The sequence below is a fragment of the Planococcus sp. ANT_H30 genome, assembly GCF_008369335.1.
Taxonomy (GTDB): domain Bacteria; phylum Bacillota; class Bacilli; order Bacillales_A; family Planococcaceae; genus Planococcus; species Planococcus kocurii.
This window is the reverse complement of record NZ_VOBJ01000007.1, coordinates 20305-39849: the sequence shown is the minus strand read 5'-3', so window position 1 is coordinate 39849 and position 19545 is coordinate 20305. Positions and strand designations below refer to the sequence as shown.

The window sequence follows — 19545 nt, the reverse complement described above, 5'->3', positions numbered from 1 at the left end:
AAAGTATTAAAAAATATTGTTTAGACAAGAATGAATATGAGGAGTTTAGGATGAAAAAAAATATCAGTACTATAATCGTGATTTTGGCATTGATCGGCTTTTTAGTTGCAACGTTTTTTCTTCAGTATGAAGTTTTATTTCTAACTCGTATTGCTTCACTTATCTTCACAATTGTTTATTTAGTAATTGAAGTAAAGCAAGAGTATTTCTCAACACGCAAGCCATTATTTATTCTCTTTGGTGTCATTAGCATATTAGCTATAGCGGTATGCATTATACTTGATGAAACTTCAGCGACTGATGGATTCAATGCTAGAAGTTTTATGCTACTGGTATTTATTTTCATTTTTCTGGTCATTAGCTATAACCATTTATACAACAAAAACGATGCTGCAAAGTAATTTCAGTTCAACTTTAGTTTTATAAATTCTTTGATTTGAATGTAACTTAATGTGAATTAAGTTACATTCGTTCTTAATGAAAATGGCAGATTGAGTGCTTTAATCATTTACTCTGGACCGTATTTTTCAACTCTACAATTCCTATAACTAACATTCCGATGCTTAAGGGAGAAAATATTAGAAAAAATACTTCTAAAGTAATTTGATTAGTAGCAACTAATAGCAATAAAAGGATTGAAAGTATCGTTATGGTACTTACATATTTTCCCATCAGATCCTCCTTTTCGGTACTCTTTATTTTTAAATCATCCGTAGAGTTACTATACCAATTAATTCCCAGTAAAGTTTCATTTCTTAAAAAAGAGAAATTTAGAGAAGATGTTTTGATGAATTTGAATGTTTATAAGCCAAGTATTGCTATGAAAATTAATGTGAACACGAAACTTGCAACGATGGACATTACCCAATGAGTCTTGTTCGTTATTCTTAAAAGTTTATTCACGATAAAATTAATGATTAAAATAGCTAAAAAGACGACAACGAACGTTACTAGAAAATAAATGAACAATTGGTTTCTCCACCTTTCATACATACGCTAAAGAAATAATAATGCACTTTGTTATACCTATTTATTTCCAGTAAGGTTTCGTTTTTTCTAAAAAAGAACTTCATATGGATTTTTCTACTCAAACTGAATGTAACTTAAGTGTAAGTAAGTTACATTCATTTTCTTGATTCTACTGGCTTCCCCAGAAAATCATTCCGAACTAATTTCATTAGAAAAAATGATACATTCAGAATGCTGTTTTGTAAGGTTTTCAAACTTGAATCTCAAAAGGTGTAGGTTTACATATCGAGAATTATAGGAAGGGGAGAAGTGTTAGGTTAAGCTTCCTTCCTTCTTTTTGTTCGTTTAAGTGTACTTTTACTAACGGTTAAATTCAATGCAGTTTTAAAATGCTACAACAGTAATTTTGAATAAATTTCAAAACAAAAATATATAAGTAAAAATTATGTATATTCATTAATTTAATCAATTTTACTTATAGTACATTAAGTTATATGCTTGGGTTAGAAGAAAAGGAGGAATATGGAAATGAAGTTTTTTGATGCGCACTTACATATTATAGATTCAAGATTTCCTTTGATAGAAAATCAAGGTTTTATGCCAGAGGCTTTTACTAGAAATGATTACTTAAAAAGCGTCGAGCACTTTGATGTAGTTGGTGGTGCTGTAGTTTCCGGTTCGTTTCAAGCGTTTGATCAATCTTACCTGATAGACGCTTTAAAAACATTAGGAGACAACTTCGTTGGAGTTACTCAACTCACTCATGATACTTCAGACGATAGAATCATCGAATTAAATAAACTTGGGGTTCGGGCATTGCGATTTAATGTGAATCGGGGTGGTTCAGAGGACCTTTCACGGTTGGATTACTTTTCGAGAAGAGTTCACGAACTGGTTAACTGGCATACGGAACTTTACATTAATTCCCGGGATCTAACCGAAATTGAAGAGAAAGTAGCGAAGCTTCCGGCTGTTTCCGTTGATTATCTTGGATTATCCAAAGAGGGATTTTCAACTCTTTTATCATTAGTTGAAAAAGGAATCAAAGTAAAAGCCACTGGCTTTGGAAGAATCGATTTTGATGCAGCAGAAGCCATTCGAACTATTTATTCTATAAACCCTGACGCCCTGATGTTCGGAACAGATTTACCTTCTACAAGAGCAAAAGTGCCATTCCAGCATTCCGATGTCTCCTTAATTCATCAGGCACTTGAACAAGACCAAGCTGAAAACGTACTCTATAGAAATGCACTCAAGTGGTACTTAAAATGAAAAATTAAATTAAGAATTAATGAAATATTATGAAGCTAACGATTATCTATACTAGAAATTTTTAAATTATAAGTTTACATATCGCAGCTTATCGGAAGTCTATAAAAGCAAACTGGAGAAGGTGCTGGTCCTAAGCATCTTCTTTTTTCGTTCATGGAAGTGTACTTTTACGAACGGTTATAATAAATCTTGTTTTTGCTAGTAGAATTACATAAAGGGAAATTATGTTAAAATTAATAAAATCAAAATATAATAATTCATAAAATAAAGCATTGAATAGGACAGGGAGGAAATAGAGTCAGATGAATCAAATAGAAGAAGTGATAAATAATGCATCAGAAATAATGAACAGTCAAAACTGCATTGGAATAGGGTCTACGAGAAAAGTTTACTAATACAAAAATTTAGTCGTTAAAAAGCATTTACATAAAATAGGACATTTGCAAAGCATAAAAGAAAAAGAAATATACAAAGAATTGAACCGAAAAGGAAAGACACAATTTTTAGTACCTGTATTACATACAGACGAAAAGCTGTCAATTCAGCCATTTTATGAGCCGTTACCTCTAAAGAGGGATGAAACTTATAATCTTGAACTTGAAACCGATAACTGTTTGACAAATGAACTGAGAGAGGTGATCGAAGAAATAGATAAAAAATATGATGGCTTCGATCTTCTTGACAGTGGGAACTATGGATTGAATCAAGATGGAAATTTAATCCTGATTGATTAGGGGATGACAAAAAACTATATGATAATGAGTAGGTTCCATTAGCAACAGCAGGTATTTTACCGTAAATATATTTCGAAAGTTGCCAGGTTTGTGGACAACAAAAGGAACTTAGGATCTACGGCGAAGATAACAAAGATCGCAGATGCTTAGATTGTGGTAAGGAATACTCCTTTGCAGCTCGTTATTCGAATAAATTCAGTATTGAATTTAAATTTAGATATCATGAAGTTATCGGACGCGGCATATCGTGCTGACAATTGTAGTAATAGAAATTAAAAAATCTCAATTCAGTTTAAATCGAGATTTTTCTTCTATTATTTATTTTCAATAGCTCCTTAAACTAAAGCAACAGTTATTTTAAATGCCGTGTTTATGAACCGTTTTTAACGTGATCCCTACTGAAACATACATAGTTTTGTTTAATTTTGTATGTATCACATGCCCCGCCATCTTCATCATAAATTTCTTTCTCTACAACCAATTCAATACTTCTATCCCCGTATTCATCAAAATTGGTGATAGAAAGTAAATCATCGTCAAGCCAATTTAACTGGACGCGCCCTTTCGCATCACTAAAATAAACTGTTCGTTCTAAATCGCCCTCTAAATGAAATACAACATTAACAAACGCATTGACTCCACCTGCTGCTCCACCATAATTTTGGTAATAAACTTGAGCAGAATATGCCTCATTTGGTGAAGTGACTATATCTCCATCTTTTTCACCGTTCGTATAGTAAAACTCATATGTAAAATGTGTGTAGATTAAATATAGGCAAAATAGTAAAGCCAGAACTAAAGTTACTTTGAGGATTTTCACCATATTCCTTCACATCCTTCAAGTTTTAATTGTGTTTCTTACTCTCTTCTTCACCTGACTTACCATTTTTGTTTTATTATCCCTCATACTCATTTTAAAAGATTTCTTATTAAACTAGACGCTTGCTTTTGAAGCAAAGTTGCAACAAGCAATAGTATAGAAGGCAAGAGGAAACTTTATCGGAAGTTAAATAAACCTAACAAACCTTTGCAAACTTATAAATGAATTGGGCCATCAATAAATGGGGCGCTTTTTTTCAAAGTGTCTACCATTTGGAGTTCAATTCACAATACAGTGCTTTTTCTTTTTTCTTACAAAAAAACTCCTCCCAGAAATTCAATTCTGGAAAGAGTATCTCATGATAAATTTTCTATTAGAATGTGTTCACTATTGGACGGTTACGTATATTTCTCACGAAGATACATAATTTCACATTCTATATTTCAAAGGAAATTTGTTTTTCCATACTGTACTCATTAGCTTAATTTTACAATCGGCGTAACTTAAAAACTAGTCATATTTTACAGCATTGTCAAAACCTCTTCTAACAGGAGCTTTATCTCCTTCACTATCAAGCGAAGCCTTGAACTCTCCTTTTTGAATATTAGTCATAAAAGAAGTAATAATCGAGACTCCGTCTCCAGCTGCAAGCAGATCCTTTTTACTAAACAACAATTCCCCTGTATAACCGTAATTGTAATTGCCAATATAAGCGGAATCAATGACTTTAGTTCCATCAAAAAAAGTCCCTAAAAATTTCTTATACCATGGCGCATAGCCGGAAACAGTTTTATAATCCCAAGAACCTTTTGGTTTTACTTTTCCTACAAAATATCCTATTGTTGCTGTGTATGGATTTCCTCCACCCCACTTAACAAGGGATTTTTGGGAACTAAGAAACGATTCAAGGTTATTTCTATTAGCAATAACTAGGTTTTTTATATTCCTTGAAGGTGGTGCACTTGGATCTGCAAATATGGTAACAGGTTGATTATCAATGATGATTCTTTCGGAAGGATTACTTAAAGATTTCTCATATACTATTTGAGATATTTCTTCTGGGCTGTAAATCACTGGTTGGAAATTTTCATCAAATGTTAATAGATCATCTTCAACAAGTGTGTTCATTTTTTTCAAATCAGCAGTATAATCATTAAATAGACTCATACTTACTTTTAGATATTCTGCATTGGCCTTTTCGTTTATCTCAAGCTGACCCTTTTCATTTAACCTTACTAAATTTTGTTCAATAATCAAATCATGCAATTCTTGAATATTATTAGTTTTTTCAGATGCATCTACAGAGTGAGAAATAGAAAAGCTTAATAGAAACGCAATAAATAAAGTTGGTATCAGATGATATTTCTTCATAAGTTCCTCCAAAGTAATGTTTTATTTTTCCTTCCGAAAATCATAACTATCTTCACGAATATTCAGTTCCATGTTATTAATTGATATTGTTTCTTCATTAATCCATTCAACGTTTAATGGTCCATCTACGAAGTTGTAATATATAGTTCTTAATCTTCGCTATCTTTATCAAATATTGAAACTCTAACATTTTTGTAATCGATAAATCCGGAATAGTAATATATTCTTGCTTCATACTCTTCATCGAGTGATGATATTTCCTGAATAAGATAGCCCTCAGGTAAAAATCTCAAATTAAACTGCCAGTTAAGCAGGTATATAGAAACTAAAAGTATACCTATAAGAATTGCGCCTATTTTTTTGTTGGAAAATTCATCCTTTTTAAAAAAGGTTTTTAACGATTCGAATTAAAAGAATCATAAAAAGTATTACAGATACTAATAAAATAAATAGAAATAATATTGTTTATAAATTAAACAGTTCATTACTCACATTCACACCTTCGAATTTGCAAGCAATTATACCATTTAATTAAGGTGAAGTTTAACCTCCTACTATAATCCAAATATCTATAAGTATTTGAAAAATTTCCATTTTCATCCCCCCTTTTTTCTATATCGTAAAGGATAATTTACTATCGATAACGAAATATTCTAGATAGAATATTTTAGAGGAGATTGCCATGTATTTAGGAGAGGTTTTAAAACGTATTCGAAGAAATAGAGGCTTTACCCAAATAAGTGTCTCTAAAAATATTATTTCTCAAGGTAGCTATTCTAAATTTGAAGCAGGATTAAATAATTTAGAGACAGATGTCTACATTAAGATTCTAAATAACTTGAACATTGATTTTGAAGAGGTAATTTTTATTCGAAATAGTTATAATTATGAAGCGAAGCAACTGATTATCAAACAGTTCTTCACCTTAAATTATAATAATATTGAAAAATTAGAAGAAATGAGTATAGCAATAGCAAAATTTTTAAAAAAGAAACAAGATTTAGATATTGAAGAAATTCAGATTGTCTGCAATGCATTTTTGCAGCTACATTTAACGAGAGACATCGAACTTACAAAAAGGATAATCCAGCCAATTTGGAACCGTATATCAAAATATGAACAATGGTATTTGAATGATATTCGTATGATTAATACTATATTATTTTTATTTCCAGTTAATGTAGCTACTGAATTTACTCAAAGTGTATTAACCAGGCTTAATAAGTATAAAGATTTTCGAGAAGCAGAACTTCTTAAAACTTCATTTGCAATAAATTTATCACTACTATTAATAAAGGAAGGAAATTATGTAAAAGCTCTTGAAATTATTGAGGGTTCACTTGAAAAATACAAAAAAAAAATGAACTACACTATATTAGCCTTATACTTTTCAAGAAAAGCAATATGTAGCTTTCACCTTGGAAAAGAAGATTCAATCATTTTTTTAGAAAAAGCAAAAAATTTAACGCTGCTTTATGAAGATGCAGAATATTGGGAGCGTATACGGAAAGAATATAACTATTATACTTCAGTAGTAAAATTTGAATGACAGTGTTTTGTTATAGAAAGGTGCAATTGAGAGCCTAAAATATCTTGTATAAATGAACTAGAAGAGAATCCTAATTAGGTATGCAGTTTACATATCGTGGCTTATCGGAAGTCTATAAAAGCAAACTGGAGAAGATGCTGGTCCTAAGCATCTTCTTTTTTCGTTCATTTAGGTGTACTTTTACGAACGGGTTTTTAATTACAAATTATTGCATATGTTCCTATCATTAAAAGTAGTAGATGGTAAAATTAGTATATGAACTAATAGGAAAAATTATTAGACGAAAAAGGGACTGAATTTAATAAGCATGAACTTTTAGATACTAGTCCATTACATCTGCCATTTAGAAAAATGGCTGGTAATAGTAATAAGTTGAAAGAGGTATCACAGAGTAGGGGGAACAGGGTTGAAACGATTATCTATCTTATTTTTATTGTTAACAGCACTGATGGGTGTAAGTTACTATACATTACGGTTAGAAACTATTACCGATTGGTTAACTATTACCTTAACATTGGCAATGATTATAGTTGGACCAACACTAATTTACTTTTTATTTATAAGACCAAGGTCGATGCCAAAACTATGGGTTTACCTCTCGTTTCTAGCATGTTTAGGTGCTGCTTACCTGATCATTCCATCATCACAAAAAGGCTATTTAAACACCATCCTATTTTGGCTTCTGCCTGTAATAGAAGTTAGTGTTGTATTAATTGTGGTTTATGGAATAGTTAAGAGTGTTCGGAGTCATCGCTCAGTACAGTCAGATGAAAAACTCAATTTTCTAGAAGTAGTGGAAAATGCACTTAAACCCAAATTAGGAAACGGTTTTATTTTACATGCCGTTTTAACAGAACTTAGTGTTTTTTATTATTCTTTATTTGTATGGTTTAAAAAACCAAGTGTCATTGTAAATGATACTTTTACGTATCATAAAGATTCGCAGATAAAGACAATTGTTATTTTATTTTCCGTATTAATTGTTGCAGAAGGAATACTGTTTCATTTTCTTCTTCAAAGGTGGAGTGAAGTTGTTGCTTGGATCTTTACTGTCTTAAATGCTTACGGTTTGCTCTATATTATAGGGTTATATAATTCGGTAAAGTGTTTGCCGCATGTTATTGGAGAGAACTATTTGATTATTCGTCTAGGGTATCAGAGCAGCATTAAAGTGGATATTCATAATATTGAACGTACACAAGTTGCTGAAGCACGTAGTATCACGGATAAAGTATCTAAAGACACCTACTATTCATTATTAACGATAGATTCGCCCCAATATGAAATTATTTTAAAAGAACCTGCATTGATGAAAGGTTCCTATGGAAAGAAAACCTATGTCAATTCGATCGTATTTAGAGCGGATGACTCGAGGGAACTTGTGGAATCCATTGAAAACATTCAATTATCCAATTCAAATAATTTAGCGAAGAAACATTTATGATAGATACAATATAAATGGTAGGTAATCGCTTTTATCTACTTAGGTATTACAGCAAGGAATTCATAAAAATTAGTTTACATATCATAAGTTATCGGAAGTAGCGGTAATTTCAATAGCAAAACACAAAGAGGAGGATGGATGCCGATTGGCACTTAACTTCCTCTTTTGTCTATAACAATCTACTTTTACGAATGCTGTTTCTCGATTACTACATTCTTTAAGAACGTTTTAAACTACAAAGGACTGTAAACGCTAAACTAGACTAAACAGTTTTCCACAAATAACGGTAAACAGATTCCACCAAATAAGACTCAACAGTTTACCGATACCGATTCACTTTTAATATACTTGAGAGAGTCTATTGAAAGTGAGGAATGAGGAGTGGAAAAGTTTATGATTTACAACGAGATTCACCAACTTCGCAGCGCGGGTTTTTCAAATAGCGCTATTGCGAAAAAGCTGAAGATATCTAGAAATCGTGTGATTGACTACGGAAATATGACACCTGATGATTTTTGTAAATTCGTTCTTTCGCTGCAAAGCAGAAGCAAGAAATTGGATCCTTACCACGAGGAGATTGTCAGCTGGCTAAAAGAGCATCCCGATCTGACAGGTGCACAGATTTTTGATTGGCTGGAGGAACGATTGGGTGTAAAGTCCATCGCTGAAAATACCGTCAGGAATTATGTGAACGAATTGCGGGAAGTCTATCATATTCCTAAGCAGGCTGCAGAGCGCACATTCAGTGCAGTTCCAGAACTTCCGATGGGCCAACAGATGCAAGTAGACTTTGGAGAGAAGAAGGTATTAACCACTGAAGAGACATACCGAAAGGTGTATTTCATTGGTTTTGTGTTAGCGCATTCGAGGTTCAAGTATGTGGAGTTTCTGGATCGACCCTTCCGGGCAAGCGACTTAATACATATGCATGAGAATGCCTTTCGCCATTTTGGGGGCATGTGCCAAGAAATCGTCTATGACCAAGACCGGCTCTTAATGGTTAGTGAGAATTCGGGAGATTTGATCATGACAGCGGAATTCACCAAATACCAACAGACACGAAAATTCAAAGTCTATCTTTGTCGGAAGTCGGATCCGCAATCGAAAGGAAAAATCGAACAAGTCGTGAAATACGTCAAAAACAACTTTGTTAAAAACCGAACCTTTGATAATTTGATGGATTGGCAAGCTGCCTGCATGAAGTGGCTGGAACGAACCGGTAATTACAAAGTTCATCACAACATCAAAAAAAGACCCTTCGAGGTGTACGCCCTGGAAAAGCAACACCTGCAAAAGGTCTCTGGTACTTACATTTTTGAAAAAGTCTTCACTTCGAGTATAACAAGAGATATCAAGCATGACAATGTCATTCGTTTCGACTCAAACCGTTACAGTGTGCCCCGTGGCACTTACCGTAAAGGTGCGCCAAATATCGCTTATGTTCAGACGGATAACCACTACCTGTACATACGTCTCCAGGAACATGGGGAGATATTAGCGAAACACCGATTGGCGAAGGGCAAAGGAGAAGTCATTTCGGACCCTACCCATCGTGAACGAAATCAGACCAAACGAGATGATTTAATCCAGCAAATTCAAGACCAATTAGCAGATGCAGAAACAAGCACCTGGTTCATTGAGCAATTGACCGAACGGTATCCCCGCCATTTGGTCGACCAATTGAAAGTCGTGCAATCTGTCATTGGAAATCACCCTCACTTTGTCGATGAAGCGCTGGATGAGATGAAACGGCTCAAGCTAACGAGCGCCAATGATTTACGGGACATCACTATCTCGTTAGAGATAGAAAGCCAAAAGAAGCAAAAGAAAGCCGGCACGATCAACGAGAAGTACAAAGACTTCGTGGCACCCGAACGAACAGCGGATATTTACCTCTCCGTCCTTCAAGGAGGTGAGAACCAATGAGTCTTCCCTACGAAGAATTACAAGAAAAGTGCCGAACCTTGCGGTTGGCAGAAACGGCCAAAGAACTGCCAAGTTTTCTACGCGAAGCCGAGGCAAAGGGATGGACGTATCATGAGTTTATCCATGAAGTGCTTAGTTATGAAATGCGTTGTCGCGAACGCAAAACCAGCGAAAAGCTCATGAAATGGGCAGAGTTCCCTGAATTACTTACATTCGAGGAGTTTCGCCTGGAAGAACAGACAGCTATCGGTGAAAAGCAGCTGAATGTGTTAAAGGAGCTGTCTTGGGTCGATGACTGTTTTACGTTGATCATGATGGGGCCGACAGGCGCGGGCAAGACTCATTTATCGACTGCTTTAGGTATCCACGCCATCGAGCGTGGGTATCAGGTGTCGTTTGTATCGATGGAGCGCCTTATCTATGTGTTGAAATCAAAAGAATACACGAGCAAGTCAAAAACGAGATATAAGCGGATTACCACTTCTGATCTAATCATCATTGATGATGTCATGTACATGGCTTATGAGCCTCAAGAGGCTCATCTGTTCTTCCAATTCATTTATGAAATGTACGACAAAGCGGCCTTCATTTTGACTTCAAATAAAGGTCCAGCCGAATGGGGGAAATTCTTAGGCGATCAGACCTTAACAACCGCCATCTTAGACCGCCTACTTCATCGAAGTGAGATTCTTACATTTGACGAGAAGCAAGACAGCATCCGAATGAGATACAGAAAAACGTTATTTAGCAATCAAGGTGTTGAATCTTAATTGTGAAAAACTGTTTGTTTCTACTTGACGGTTACAAGGACCTTAACGAGAGAAGGAAGAGTAGAGTTTTGCTTCTATAATCAATAAGTAGAGTATAAGTAGAGTCATATTGACCAGTCTTTGAGTGAAAGCATTTAATGAAATTACTTCCTGAACAAGTAATAAATAATAGTGGGAAATTTCATCCCAAAAACTGCAACTCATGAGCGTAAGTGTTCTCCTTCATAATCAAAAAAAGCACAGCCACAAGGAAATGAATGGAGCCATTTCGTTGTGGCTGTGTTTTCAATAACTCAATGTCTACTCAGCCAAGAACATTTCCTCTAAAGAAGGTTCATTGACTTCCACACGAAAAATGTTCACATGGCAATTCGTGAAAGCGCGGATGAGTTCAGCTATTTTCTGTTCACTGTCAACAGTGATAGTGGTGAAGGATGCTGTTTGTTGTATTTCTGTCCCGGCAGTTTCCAGCCAAGCATACAGCTTTTGAGCTTCGCCAGTCGGAATTGGATCATGTTTTAGCTGAACGGTGATCGCAGACCGATAATATGCACGCAGTTCATCCATCGTACCACTTTTGACGATGCCTCCGTCTTTCATGATAGCGATGGTGGTGCAGATTTTTTCAACTTCATCAAGGTTGTGGGATGTCATGAAAACGGTCTTTCCTTGTTGTTTCAATGAACCAATCAGCTTATGTATGTGTAAAGCAGATTCAGCATCCAGCCCCGAAGTTGGTTCATCTAGAAAAACAAGACTTGGATTGTGAATGATGGCTTGTGCAATGCCCAGTTTTTTCTTCATCCCGAATGAAAACTTACTGACTTTCTTTTTGCCCTCATTTTCCAGACCCACAAGCTTTAAGACATGCTGGCACTCTGTCTCAGAGACTGATTTACCAGACAGAGCTGAAAGAAATTTCAAATGTTTCATTGCCGACATTGAATTAAAAAGTGTAGAATAGTCCGGCATCACACCGATGTGCTTTTTAATGCGTTCATTGGGACCATCGACGCCAAGGAGAGAAAAACTTCCGCTCGTCGGGTGAGTAATACCTGTCAGCATATTGATGAATGTAGATTTGCCAGCGCCATTGCGGCCAAGAAAGCCGAAAATTTCTCCTCTCTCCACAACTAGGCTGATCCCGTTGACTACAGGGGTAGAGCCATAGGTTTTATTTAACATATTCGTTTCAATTGCTTTCATCAAAATTCCCTCCTATTAAAAATCGCCATTGCAGCTGCCAGTATCAATCCAGCCAAACCAAAAATAATCAAAAACAGGTAATTGTCTGCAACCAAATAGTAATAGGGGCTAGCAAACTTGAGCCAGCTAATCCAATTGTTGTCTGTAAACACAAGCCATAAGCTAAGAATTGGAAACAGCAGTCCAACCAATATACCCAAGAACATTGTTATAGAAGGTTTAGGAATCATGATGGACAACAAAATTGTCAAAGCAATTTGGAATGTTGATAAAGCAATCACTTGTGAAAAGATAAAAAAATTGAATTTCAATGAAAACATACCAATCAACAAGAATGAAATGAGGATGCAGGTAAACCAAAAAAGCCAGGTGCCGGCAAATTTACCAAGTATAATACGAAGCCGAGAAGTCCTGGTAACCAAAAAACGCATAGTTCGTTCGTGGCTCTCTTTGTTGATACTGTCATGTGAAAGTCCCATCACGAACAGCTGGCCGAATAACAGTAGCAAAAGTAGAAGTCCACCGGTATGGATATCGGACATTTCTTTTTCTGTCATAGAGATGCCCGTAGTCAAAACTTGCGAGTACTTCGCTGAGTAATAGGAAGTAGTGAGCAATATAGCAATGATAAGAATAGATTTGATGCTTTTAAACATACTGATAAACTCTCGTTTTCCGATTGCGATCATAGTGGATTCCCTCCAAGGTTCTTTTCGTTGCCCTCTAAGTGAGGCCTGCTTTTATTATAGAACCTTTTCCTTAAGGAGAAAGAAACGTTACCTTAATTCTTCCTTAATTCTCCTTTTTTAAAAGTTAGTGAATGATATTATAGTTAACAGGAAACTATTTGGAAAGGGGGGGCAGAATGAAAGAACCGCAATTATTGATTGTTGAAGACGAGCAAGCGATTTTACATATGCTGATTACGATTCTAAAAAAAGAGAATTTCTTCCATATTGATGCAGCAAGCTCAGCAGAAGAGGCTTTGGTTTTGTGCAAGATGAAATCATATGATTTGATTTTACTAGATATCACGCTGCCCGGTCGCAGCGGCTTTGAAGTCTGTCCGCTTATTCGAGAAATCTCCGATGCATCAATCTTCTTTCTGACAGCACGGTCGACGGACTTGGATAAGCTTTCGGGATTTGCAGTGGGGGCGGATGACTATATCACCAAACCGTTCAATCCACTAGAAGTTGCAGCCCGCATCAAAGTGCACCTTCGAAGACGTCTTGGAAGCGTACCACGGGTCGAAGCGAACTTATTTGAATTTGGTCCACTCTCCGTCAATACGAATGCTGGAGAAGTGAGACTTCATGGACAGCCCGTTGAACTCCCAGCCCAAGTGTATCAGTTGCTGTTGTTTTTCTGCAGGCACCCTAATCAATTGTTCAGCAAGAGCCAGCTTTACGAAAAGGTGTGGGGCGAAGAGTTTTTTGGAGAAGATAATACGGTGATGGTCCACATCCGAAAGTTACGAGAAAAAATCGAAGCAAGTCCGAGCAATCCGAAGTTTATTGTCACAGTAAGAGGACTGGGCTACAAGTTCATTCCGGAAGGAGGAACCCATGAATCTTTATAAGCGCTTTATGGTTCAGTTCTTCATTCAGCTGTTCTTGCTGTCGCTGATTTTCCTTGTAGGGATGCTTATAGTTTGGGCAGTGATTGGCTTCACCATCTCAGAAGACGAGATTCAAACTGACCTGGCTGAAGCTGATGCTAGCTATTTTACCAATCGAATCATTCTGGATGACAATAACCATTTCTTTAAAAAGAATTTGGAGGAACTTGCGGAAAGCCAAAATGGCTGGCTGATTCTATTGGATTCGGACGGAGCTATCCTTGATTCTTTTAACGCACCAGAAGTGCTGCCGACCCAATTCACTGTGAGTGATTTTACGGATCGGCTATGGGGAAGCCTAGAAGATAACCAACAATTTACTTATTGGGAAATTGAGTTTTTGGACATGGCCCCTCTTTTATTGTTATACGGTAGGAATAACATGGCTGAAGATTTATTGGAGTCTGCGGTACCAGTTATCGACTGGCAACAGGAAAACTTGAATTTAACGCTTGGAACTAAAGAGGAGCTCGAGAAAGAAAAAGCATGGATTCAGCTACTCAGTCCTGAAGGCAAGGTCCTGGACACCTATGGAGAAGTTAGTGAAAGTAGCCTGTATACAATGCAACAGTTAGGAGAGCTGCAAAGTGAGAATCAGTGGCTTGCATCTTTGACAAATACGGAAACGGGACTGACGGTAGTCACGGGACTCAAAAACGTACCATCGACAGCTTGGGGAACAACATTCTCAAATCAGAATCTTTTCTTGTTCGCTTTAACAACATTGATTCTCTTAGCTATAGGGACTTTTTGGTATGCACGGAAATTTGGTGCCCCACTCCTTGTGATGATGCAGTGGATCCAAAATTTAGGGAATGGTCAATACGAGGAGCCCACAAATGAGAATAAAGGCTCTTTGATCACCAATAAAAAAGGAAAGATCAAAAAGAAGTATCGTCTTTATAAAGACCTGATCGACACGCTTGAACAGTTGACTGCAACATTGAAGATTCATCAGCATCAGCAGAAAACCTTAGAGCGGACCCGTGAAGACTGGATTAGCGGACTGTCGCATGATTTGAAAACGCCGCTATCATCCATTTCAGGATATGCCCAAATGCTCGAGTCATCCGATTACGAATGGTCAGCAAAAGAGACCCGGGAATTCGCTTCAATTATGAATGAAAAATCCTTCTATATGATGGAATTGCTTGAGGAGTTGACCTTGACTTTCCGTTTGAAAAATCAAGCGCTGCCGCTGGCTAAGGAACAAATAGACATCAATGAATTCATTCGCCGCATTGTCATTCATTTCATCAATGATCCTTCGAACACAGAGCTGAAGTTTACATTCGTGGCGGCTCCTCAAAGCATTCGTGTGAATATTGACCCGATGTGGTTTCAGCGTATCATCGATAACTTAATCGCGAATGCAGTGAAATACAATCCGTCAGGAACAGAAATCAAAATTTCCGTCTCAACTATTGAACAGCATTTATTTGTTGTGTTAATTGAAGATGATGGAAAAGGGATGGAAATGGAAATAATGGAAAAACTTTTCGACCGCTATTACCGCGGCACTAATACCCATGACACGAGTACGGGTACAGGGCTTGGTCTGGCAATTACAAAACAGCTGATCCAGTTGCATGATGGTTCAATCCATGTAGAAAGTATGCCGGAAAAAGGTACTGCAGTGCGGGTTATTGTACCGGTTTAAGGGAAAAAAGCATTCTGCATACGGCTAACAGTAGATTAGGGAAATCTCAATGAGACAAAAGTGGCTATATCTCATCTCTCAATGGAATAAAATGTCCATGCATCTACTATTCCTTTTTGCTTCTCACTTTTTTCATTCTGAACAACCAGAACTGTATAGCAAAATATTGTGCTTGTTTTTTAAGAATCTTGAGAAGAACTAAGGTAGAGTTTACATATGACACCTTATCGGAAGCTACTTATAGTGAAAAGGAGAGAAGGGGCTGTACGTAGCGCATCTTTTCTCCTTTTTGTTTGCGAAACTGTACTTTTACGAACGCTTATCTGTTCGAATCAATTTCATAATGCGCACTTTTAAAAAATCATAGAAGAGCCGAAAATCGATGATTCCTTAAAAAAACGAATGAAATGGTGAATTACGCTGCGATTGTTTGAAGAACTTTTAAACGGTCGATGGCGAGTTTGGATGCGTTATACGCTAACTGAACCAAATCGACATGCAATTTGGCTTTCTTTCCAGTGCGATGATAAATCTGATTTAAGAGGAAATACCCTTTCAAATAGGCATTGACCCTTTCAACGGCACTTCGTGCCTTGTAGAGCTGTTTCCATTTCAGCGAGCCTCTTGCCGGCGCCGTGTATTTGCGGAGATCGTCCGTGATTTTCTTTTTGTATACTTTTTGGCACAAGCTGTCGTGGGCTAACGGACAGTCCGCGCATTCGCTTGGCCTCGTATACTTAAGGGTTTCGTGCTTTTTATCGAAACTGTCATATCGGTAGCTATGTTCGCGGACGCAGGTTGGCGCAAAATGACGATCAAATCCAATTGGTTCTGGTTCGTTCTTTTTATTGTAGGCAATGACTGATTGGGCGCCCATCCGGTAAACTTGTTCGTAAATCGGAGCGTAGTCGTATCCGGCATCCATTGTGGCATAAGCGATTTTGAGCGAAGCCAACCGTTCCTGTATTCCTTTAAGTAGCGGGATGGCGGCTTTTCCGTCATTCAGATTGCCCGAAGAAAATAGAGACTGAAGGATGTACTGGCTTTCTGCCCCAACGGCGAGATGGATTTTGAATCCAAACCAGAACACGTTCTTTCCTTCGCTATTCTTTTTCACTCCCCATTCGGGGTGTATGGGAACTGAAGCTCGCAGTTCCGAAAGCAGAATATCCAGCTGATCGGCAATTTTTTTTTCATATAAGGGAAGACTCGCTTCTTCTTCCGCCTTTTCCGCCAGCCATTGTTCCCGTTCTTCTTTCTTTTTGCGGCCACGCTTTTTCGTTTCTTTTTCGACCGCTTCTTTCTTTTGTGGCGCACAGTCACGTGCCTCGACATGGGTGGCGTCTATGGCAACAATTTCATCTGAGATGAACCCTTCAGACATGGCCATCAAAAGAGTGCATTCCTGGACAATTTCCAAGGCATCCGATTCGCTGACCCACGTAATCATACGTGAATAAGAAGCTTCCGAAGGAATCTCGTCCGATACCAAAAAGCCGCAGTCCACTTTGAAGCGCAAATCACTTTCCAAGCGTTTGACCAAATCTTTGATGAAGGGAATCCGTTCGGTGATCCGCACAATCAGCAAATAGATCATCGCCGCGTAATTCAAGGTTTGCGGTGGTCCGAAACGAGACTTTTTCGTCACAACATTAAGAATTGGATGGATATCAATTCCCGATAAAATTGAGTTGAACCGGTGGGTAGGTTCCAAGTCATATAAAACTTGCATGTCAAACAGGCTTTCTTGTCGTATAATAGGCATAGGGCAACTCTCCAGTCTGTTAATGTTTGTGTCGTAACTCTCATTATACAGGATTTGGGGAGGTGCTCTATTTTCTTAGGATTTTACCCTTAGAGCCGCAAGGGCTCGGAGTTATGAAATTGATTCATTTATTAAGTATTTCGAAAAAAACAATAATTTAAAAAGACTTAATGATAGAATTAAACCACTACATAGCAAGGCATGATAGATATGAAAACTCAAAAATAGATAAGGTGGTTGAAAAGCAGAATAATCTAATCTTCTTTTCAGCAGTACGAATAAAAAATTGGAAAGCGAATTCATATGTAGAGAAATCAAGAATTAGCAATTCGCCCTGTTGAGGAGAAAGATTCGCCACAATGGAAAAAATGGGATGCTCCATATTTTACACATAAGGCAAGTAAAACTATTAAGATAAATCGCAAAATATAAAAACAAGCTTTTTCTGTTTTTTGGGAGGCAATCATTATGAAGAAAAAAAGAAATGTATTAGGATATTTATCAATAATTACAGCATTAACAAGTGTGATTTTTTTCTTTTCACCAATAGATAATGAAATAGATGCAATTATAATTGGTTTAATTTCGTTATTAGGAATAGGATTTGCTTTGGCCTCCAAAGAACTGTGGTATGTTTTTATAGGCACTATATCAAATATGGCCATGTTAGGAATGGCTTATCTACTAATAATCGGAACAGATTTTAGTAAACTATAATTTAGAACTATTTTAATAGGAAGAATCGAATTGTATACAATGTTTTTCAATTTCATCTCGAAATCATCTGTCAAAAATTTATTAATCTACTACCCTTGGAATGAAAGCAGAGATCCAAAACCGTTATACTGAACGTGCTTCATAGTTTACAATTTACATATGATGAGTTATCGAAAGGGAAAAGCGAGAAGTGAGCTTTTCTCTTTCTCTTCATCTGGAAAAGTGAACTTTGACAAGTTCTTTTAAAAAGTAGAATTAAGCGCGTTCTTATTTTCAAATAGAATGCATATTTTTTAACGCCACGTGCTTTTTCAGCATGTTTCTTTATCTTCGTTAAGCCACTGTCCTAAATTGTCCGACGGCCTAATTCTTTCTGAATCATCTCAAGCTGGGCGGCTCGAAGCTTGCGCTCGTATGGGTCCGTTTCGGATTCTGGCTTGGCGAGATAGTCCTCGTTATACTTGATTTCCAGGTAGAGAATGTCCGTAGTCTCCATAACGGCATGCCGGTGGGACTTTTCCACTTCGGCTTCGATTTTCCCCAATTCATACTCTGCTGGATCTCGCTGAGCAATTTCGGCTTGAATTAGCGTTAGTGCTTTCAAATCCGGACACTTTTCATTGTTTAATCGTGTCAGTCGCTCATATAACTTCTTATTCGTCATTTTTTTAACGTTCGCTTCACTGAATTTTGAAAATAAGTTCATCATTATCCTCCTTTAAAGCTCTATTAGTGTAGTTACTCATGCATTTCGTTCACATCATACGAAATGGGTTGTTCAAAATAGGGACTTCCACTGATAAGTACACAGTACCATAACGGAATCAACTCCTATAAACTTAAGGAGACTCGCAAAGTTTAAATCGTGCATGTTAATTGTCCCAGTTTCATGTGTAATTGTTTGTACTTGAACATTCTCCTTCGTCATTCATACAAAATGCATCAAAATGAAATGAGGGCTTTTAGAATGATTGAAAAACTTTTTAAGAGATTATTTTCTAGAGATTACGGGCTGTCATCAACAGAGTTTGCGTTACTAATGGGTTATAAAACATGGAAAGAAGCTCAAGGAAATACCTATGCCATGTTCTTTACTGAAGTGGATGACTGGTGGTTTGCGACAGAGCTTCCTGATGGTCAATGGGCGGTGTGGAAAGAAGAAGGAGACATGCCCTATCCCTTTACGGTATTTTCTAGTCGGAGTGAAGCGATTGAACATCTAAGAGTCTTGTTCATAAAAAGTGCCTTACCTGAACGCAATTGGATCGAGGAGGCGTCAAAAAAGAAAGGCAAAGTTTTAGTTGATAAAGAAACCCAAATACAAATCTTGCTCCGGGGAAATGCCTTACAATTTGCTTGTGAAACATTGGGTGTGAAAGATATGCGAATTCGTGAATACGCTGAAGTTTTTACAGTAAGCATGGATGAAGTCTATGACTATGCATTGAAACAGGGTCTTCCGCAAAGTGGCTCGACACGCGACGATATGCTAATTGAAGGCTTCCATTATTACAAAAAAGACGGCAAATGGCACACTTTTTTCAGGGAGAGAGGCCAGACATTCGACGAAAAGAATTTTAATGATGAGGAGCTTGGAAAAAGGTACATCATTAAAACCCTGGTTCAATTGAGTGGTACGGGACTGTACTGACACATGCAAGTGCAAAGGGTCACTAGCCGTTAATTTCTTAAGCTTTTAGCTAAGGTTTTTATGAGTTTGC

17 protein-coding genes are annotated in these 19545 nt (G+C 37.0%); 10 read left to right on the top strand and 7 right to left on the bottom strand.

Translation table 11 applies throughout. The features are described 5' to 3' along the window. Positions 1–50: 50 nt before the first annotated feature. Both FQ085_RS13895 and FQ085_RS13885 read left to right on the top strand, forming a co-directional pair. Positions 51–401 carry a hypothetical protein gene (locus tag FQ085_RS13895; protein WP_058383947.1) on the top strand — a complete coding sequence of 117 codons (351 nt, stop codon included), beginning with the start codon at positions 51–53 and terminating at the stop codon, positions 399–401. A 1096-nt stretch (positions 402–1497) separates the two neighbouring features. Then, positions 1498–2241 carry an amidohydrolase family protein gene (locus FQ085_RS13885; RefSeq protein ID WP_058383948.1) on the top strand — a complete coding sequence of 248 codons (744 nt, stop codon included), beginning with the start codon at positions 1498–1500 and terminating at the stop codon, positions 2239–2241. Positions 2242–3345: 1104 nt separating this feature from the next. On the opposite strand, the gene FQ085_RS13875 is transcribed toward FQ085_RS13885, so the two are convergent. From FQ085_RS13875 to FQ085_RS18475, 3 genes are all read right to left on the bottom strand, one after another. Beyond that, positions 3346–3798 (bottom strand): DUF5412 family protein, encoded by a 453-nt coding sequence (locus FQ085_RS13875; protein WP_058383950.1) that lies wholly within the window; start codon positions 3796–3798, stop codon positions 3346–3348. Between the two features lie 507 nt (positions 3799–4305). Then, entirely contained in the window at positions 4306–5166 is an 861-nt protein-coding gene (locus tag FQ085_RS13870) for a polymorphic toxin type 44 domain-containing protein (RefSeq protein ID WP_058383951.1), read from the bottom strand. A gap of 21 nt (positions 5167–5187) precedes the next feature. After that, the gene (locus FQ085_RS18475) at positions 5188–5310 is read right to left on the bottom strand and encodes a DUF5412 family protein (protein WP_169793191.1); all 123 of its coding nucleotides are present in this window, start codon (positions 5308–5310) and stop codon (positions 5188–5190) included. A gap of 538 nt (positions 5311–5848) precedes the next feature. On the opposite strand from FQ085_RS18475, the gene FQ085_RS13865 reads away from it, so the two are divergent. The 4 genes from FQ085_RS13865 to istB all read left to right on the top strand — a co-directional run bounded on the left by FQ085_RS13865 (position 5849) and on the right by istB (position 10855). After that, positions 5849–6715, top strand: a complete 867-nt coding sequence (locus tag FQ085_RS13865) for a helix-turn-helix domain-containing protein (protein WP_058383952.1) — start codon at positions 5849–5851, stop codon at positions 6713–6715. 406 nt (positions 6716–7121) lie between these two features. Next, entirely contained in the window at positions 7122–8159 is a 1038-nt protein-coding gene (locus tag FQ085_RS13860; protein WP_149456884.1) for a hypothetical protein, read from the top strand. 393 nt (positions 8160–8552) lie between these two features. After that, positions 8553–10085 carry an IS21 family transposase gene (gene istA / locus FQ085_RS13855; protein WP_058383960.1) on the top strand — a complete coding sequence of 511 codons (1533 nt, stop codon included), beginning with the start codon at positions 8553–8555 and terminating at the stop codon, positions 10083–10085. Further along, positions 10082–10855 carry an IS21-like element helper ATPase IstB gene (gene istB / locus FQ085_RS13850; RefSeq protein WP_149456883.1) on the top strand — a complete coding sequence of 258 codons (774 nt, stop codon included), beginning with the start codon at positions 10082–10084 and terminating at the stop codon, positions 10853–10855. Before istA ends, istB begins: the two co-directional genes overlap by 4 nt. A 300-nt stretch (positions 10856–11155) precedes the next feature. Here istB and FQ085_RS13845 read toward each other — a convergent pair whose 3' ends face one another. Both FQ085_RS13845 and FQ085_RS13840 read right to left on the bottom strand, forming a co-directional pair. Further along, a complete protein-coding gene (locus FQ085_RS13845; RefSeq protein WP_058383962.1) occupies positions 11156–12061 on the bottom strand; it encodes an ABC transporter ATP-binding protein in 906 nt (301 codons plus the stop codon). Further along, the gene (locus FQ085_RS13840) at positions 12061–12750 is read right to left on the bottom strand and encodes an ABC transporter permease (RefSeq protein ID WP_058383963.1); all 690 of its coding nucleotides are present in this window, start codon (positions 12748–12750) and stop codon (positions 12061–12063) included. The genes FQ085_RS13845 and FQ085_RS13840 overlap by 1 nt, the downstream gene beginning before the upstream one ends. 176 nt (positions 12751–12926) lie before the next feature. On the opposite strand from FQ085_RS13840, the gene FQ085_RS13835 reads away from it, so the two are divergent. Together FQ085_RS13835 and FQ085_RS13830 are read left to right on the top strand one after the other, a co-directional pair. Then, positions 12927–13643: a response regulator transcription factor gene (locus tag FQ085_RS13835; RefSeq protein WP_058383964.1), complete on the top strand. Its 717-nt coding sequence runs from the start codon at positions 12927–12929 to the stop codon at positions 13641–13643. Next, a complete protein-coding gene (locus tag FQ085_RS13830) occupies positions 13630–15342 on the top strand; it encodes a sensor histidine kinase (protein WP_058383965.1) in 1713 nt (570 codons plus the stop codon). The genes FQ085_RS13835 and FQ085_RS13830 overlap by 14 nt, the downstream gene beginning before the upstream one ends. Positions 15343–15757: 415 nt before the next feature. Here the strand turns inward: FQ085_RS13830 and FQ085_RS13820 are convergent, their stop codons facing one another. Then, a complete protein-coding gene (locus FQ085_RS13820; protein WP_149456882.1) occupies positions 15758–17107 on the bottom strand; it encodes a transposase in 1350 nt (449 codons plus the stop codon). A gap of 468 nt (positions 17108–17575) precedes the next feature. Here FQ085_RS13820 and FQ085_RS13815 point away from each other — a divergent pair, with 468 nt between their 5' ends. Further along, positions 17576–17824 (top strand): hypothetical protein, encoded by a 249-nt coding sequence (locus tag FQ085_RS13815; RefSeq protein ID WP_058383967.1) that lies wholly within the window; start codon positions 17576–17578, stop codon positions 17822–17824. Positions 17825–18170: 346 nt separating this feature from the next. Here FQ085_RS13815 and FQ085_RS13810 read toward each other — a convergent pair whose 3' ends face one another. After that, on the bottom strand, positions 18171–18530 hold the full coding sequence (locus FQ085_RS13810) for a hypothetical protein (protein ID WP_058383968.1): 360 nt from the start codon (positions 18528–18530) through the stop codon (positions 18171–18173). A 261-nt stretch (positions 18531–18791) separates the two neighbouring features. On the opposite strand from FQ085_RS13810, the gene FQ085_RS13805 reads away from it, so the two are divergent. Beyond that, positions 18792–19475: a hypothetical protein gene (locus FQ085_RS13805; protein WP_058383969.1), complete on the top strand. Its 684-nt coding sequence runs from the start codon at positions 18792–18794 to the stop codon at positions 19473–19475. Positions 19476–19545: the final 70 nt, after the last annotated feature.

What these genes read in the sequence shown, in the direction of transcription:
- FQ085_RS13895 (WP_058383947.1), top strand. Translation starts at nt 51, where the DNA reads ATGAAAAAAAATATCAGTACTATAATCGTGATTTTGGCATTGATCGGC.
- FQ085_RS13885 (WP_058383948.1), top strand. Translation starts at nt 1,498, where the DNA reads ATGAAGTTTTTTGATGCGCACTTACATATTATAGATTCAAGATTTCCT.
- FQ085_RS13875 (WP_058383950.1), bottom strand. Translation starts at nt 3,798, where the DNA reads ATGGTGAAAATCCTCAAAGTAACTTTAGTTCTGGCTTTACTATTTTGC.
- FQ085_RS13870 (WP_058383951.1), bottom strand. Translation starts at nt 5,166, where the DNA reads ATGAAGAAATATCATCTGATACCAACTTTATTTATTGCGTTTCTATTA.
- FQ085_RS13865 (WP_058383952.1), top strand. Translation starts at nt 5,849, where the DNA reads ATGTATTTAGGAGAGGTTTTAAAACGTATTCGAAGAAATAGAGGCTTT.
- istA (WP_058383960.1), top strand. Translation starts at nt 8,553, where the DNA reads ATGATTTACAACGAGATTCACCAACTTCGCAGCGCGGGTTTTTCAAAT.
- istB (WP_149456883.1), top strand. Translation starts at nt 10,082, where the DNA reads ATGAGTCTTCCCTACGAAGAATTACAAGAAAAGTGCCGAACCTTGCGG.
- FQ085_RS13845 (WP_058383962.1), bottom strand. Translation starts at nt 12,061, where the DNA reads ATGAAAGCAATTGAAACGAATATGTTAAATAAAACCTATGGCTCTACC.
- FQ085_RS13840 (WP_058383963.1), bottom strand. Translation starts at nt 12,750, where the DNA reads ATGATCGCAATCGGAAAACGAGAGTTTATCAGTATGTTTAAAAGCATC.
- FQ085_RS13835 (WP_058383964.1), top strand. Translation starts at nt 12,927, where the DNA reads ATGAAAGAACCGCAATTATTGATTGTTGAAGACGAGCAAGCGATTTTA.
- FQ085_RS13830 (WP_058383965.1), top strand. Translation starts at nt 13,630, where the DNA reads ATGAATCTTTATAAGCGCTTTATGGTTCAGTTCTTCATTCAGCTGTTC.
- FQ085_RS13820 (WP_149456882.1), bottom strand. Translation starts at nt 17,107, where the DNA reads ATGCCTATTATACGACAAGAAAGCCTGTTTGACATGCAAGTTTTATAT.
- FQ085_RS13815 (WP_058383967.1), top strand. Translation starts at nt 17,576, where the DNA reads ATGAAGAAAAAAAGAAATGTATTAGGATATTTATCAATAATTACAGCA.
- FQ085_RS13810 (WP_058383968.1), bottom strand. Translation starts at nt 18,530, where the DNA reads ATGAACTTATTTTCAAAATTCAGTGAAGCGAACGTTAAAAAAATGACG.
- FQ085_RS13805 (WP_058383969.1), top strand. Translation starts at nt 18,792, where the DNA reads ATGATTGAAAAACTTTTTAAGAGATTATTTTCTAGAGATTACGGGCTG.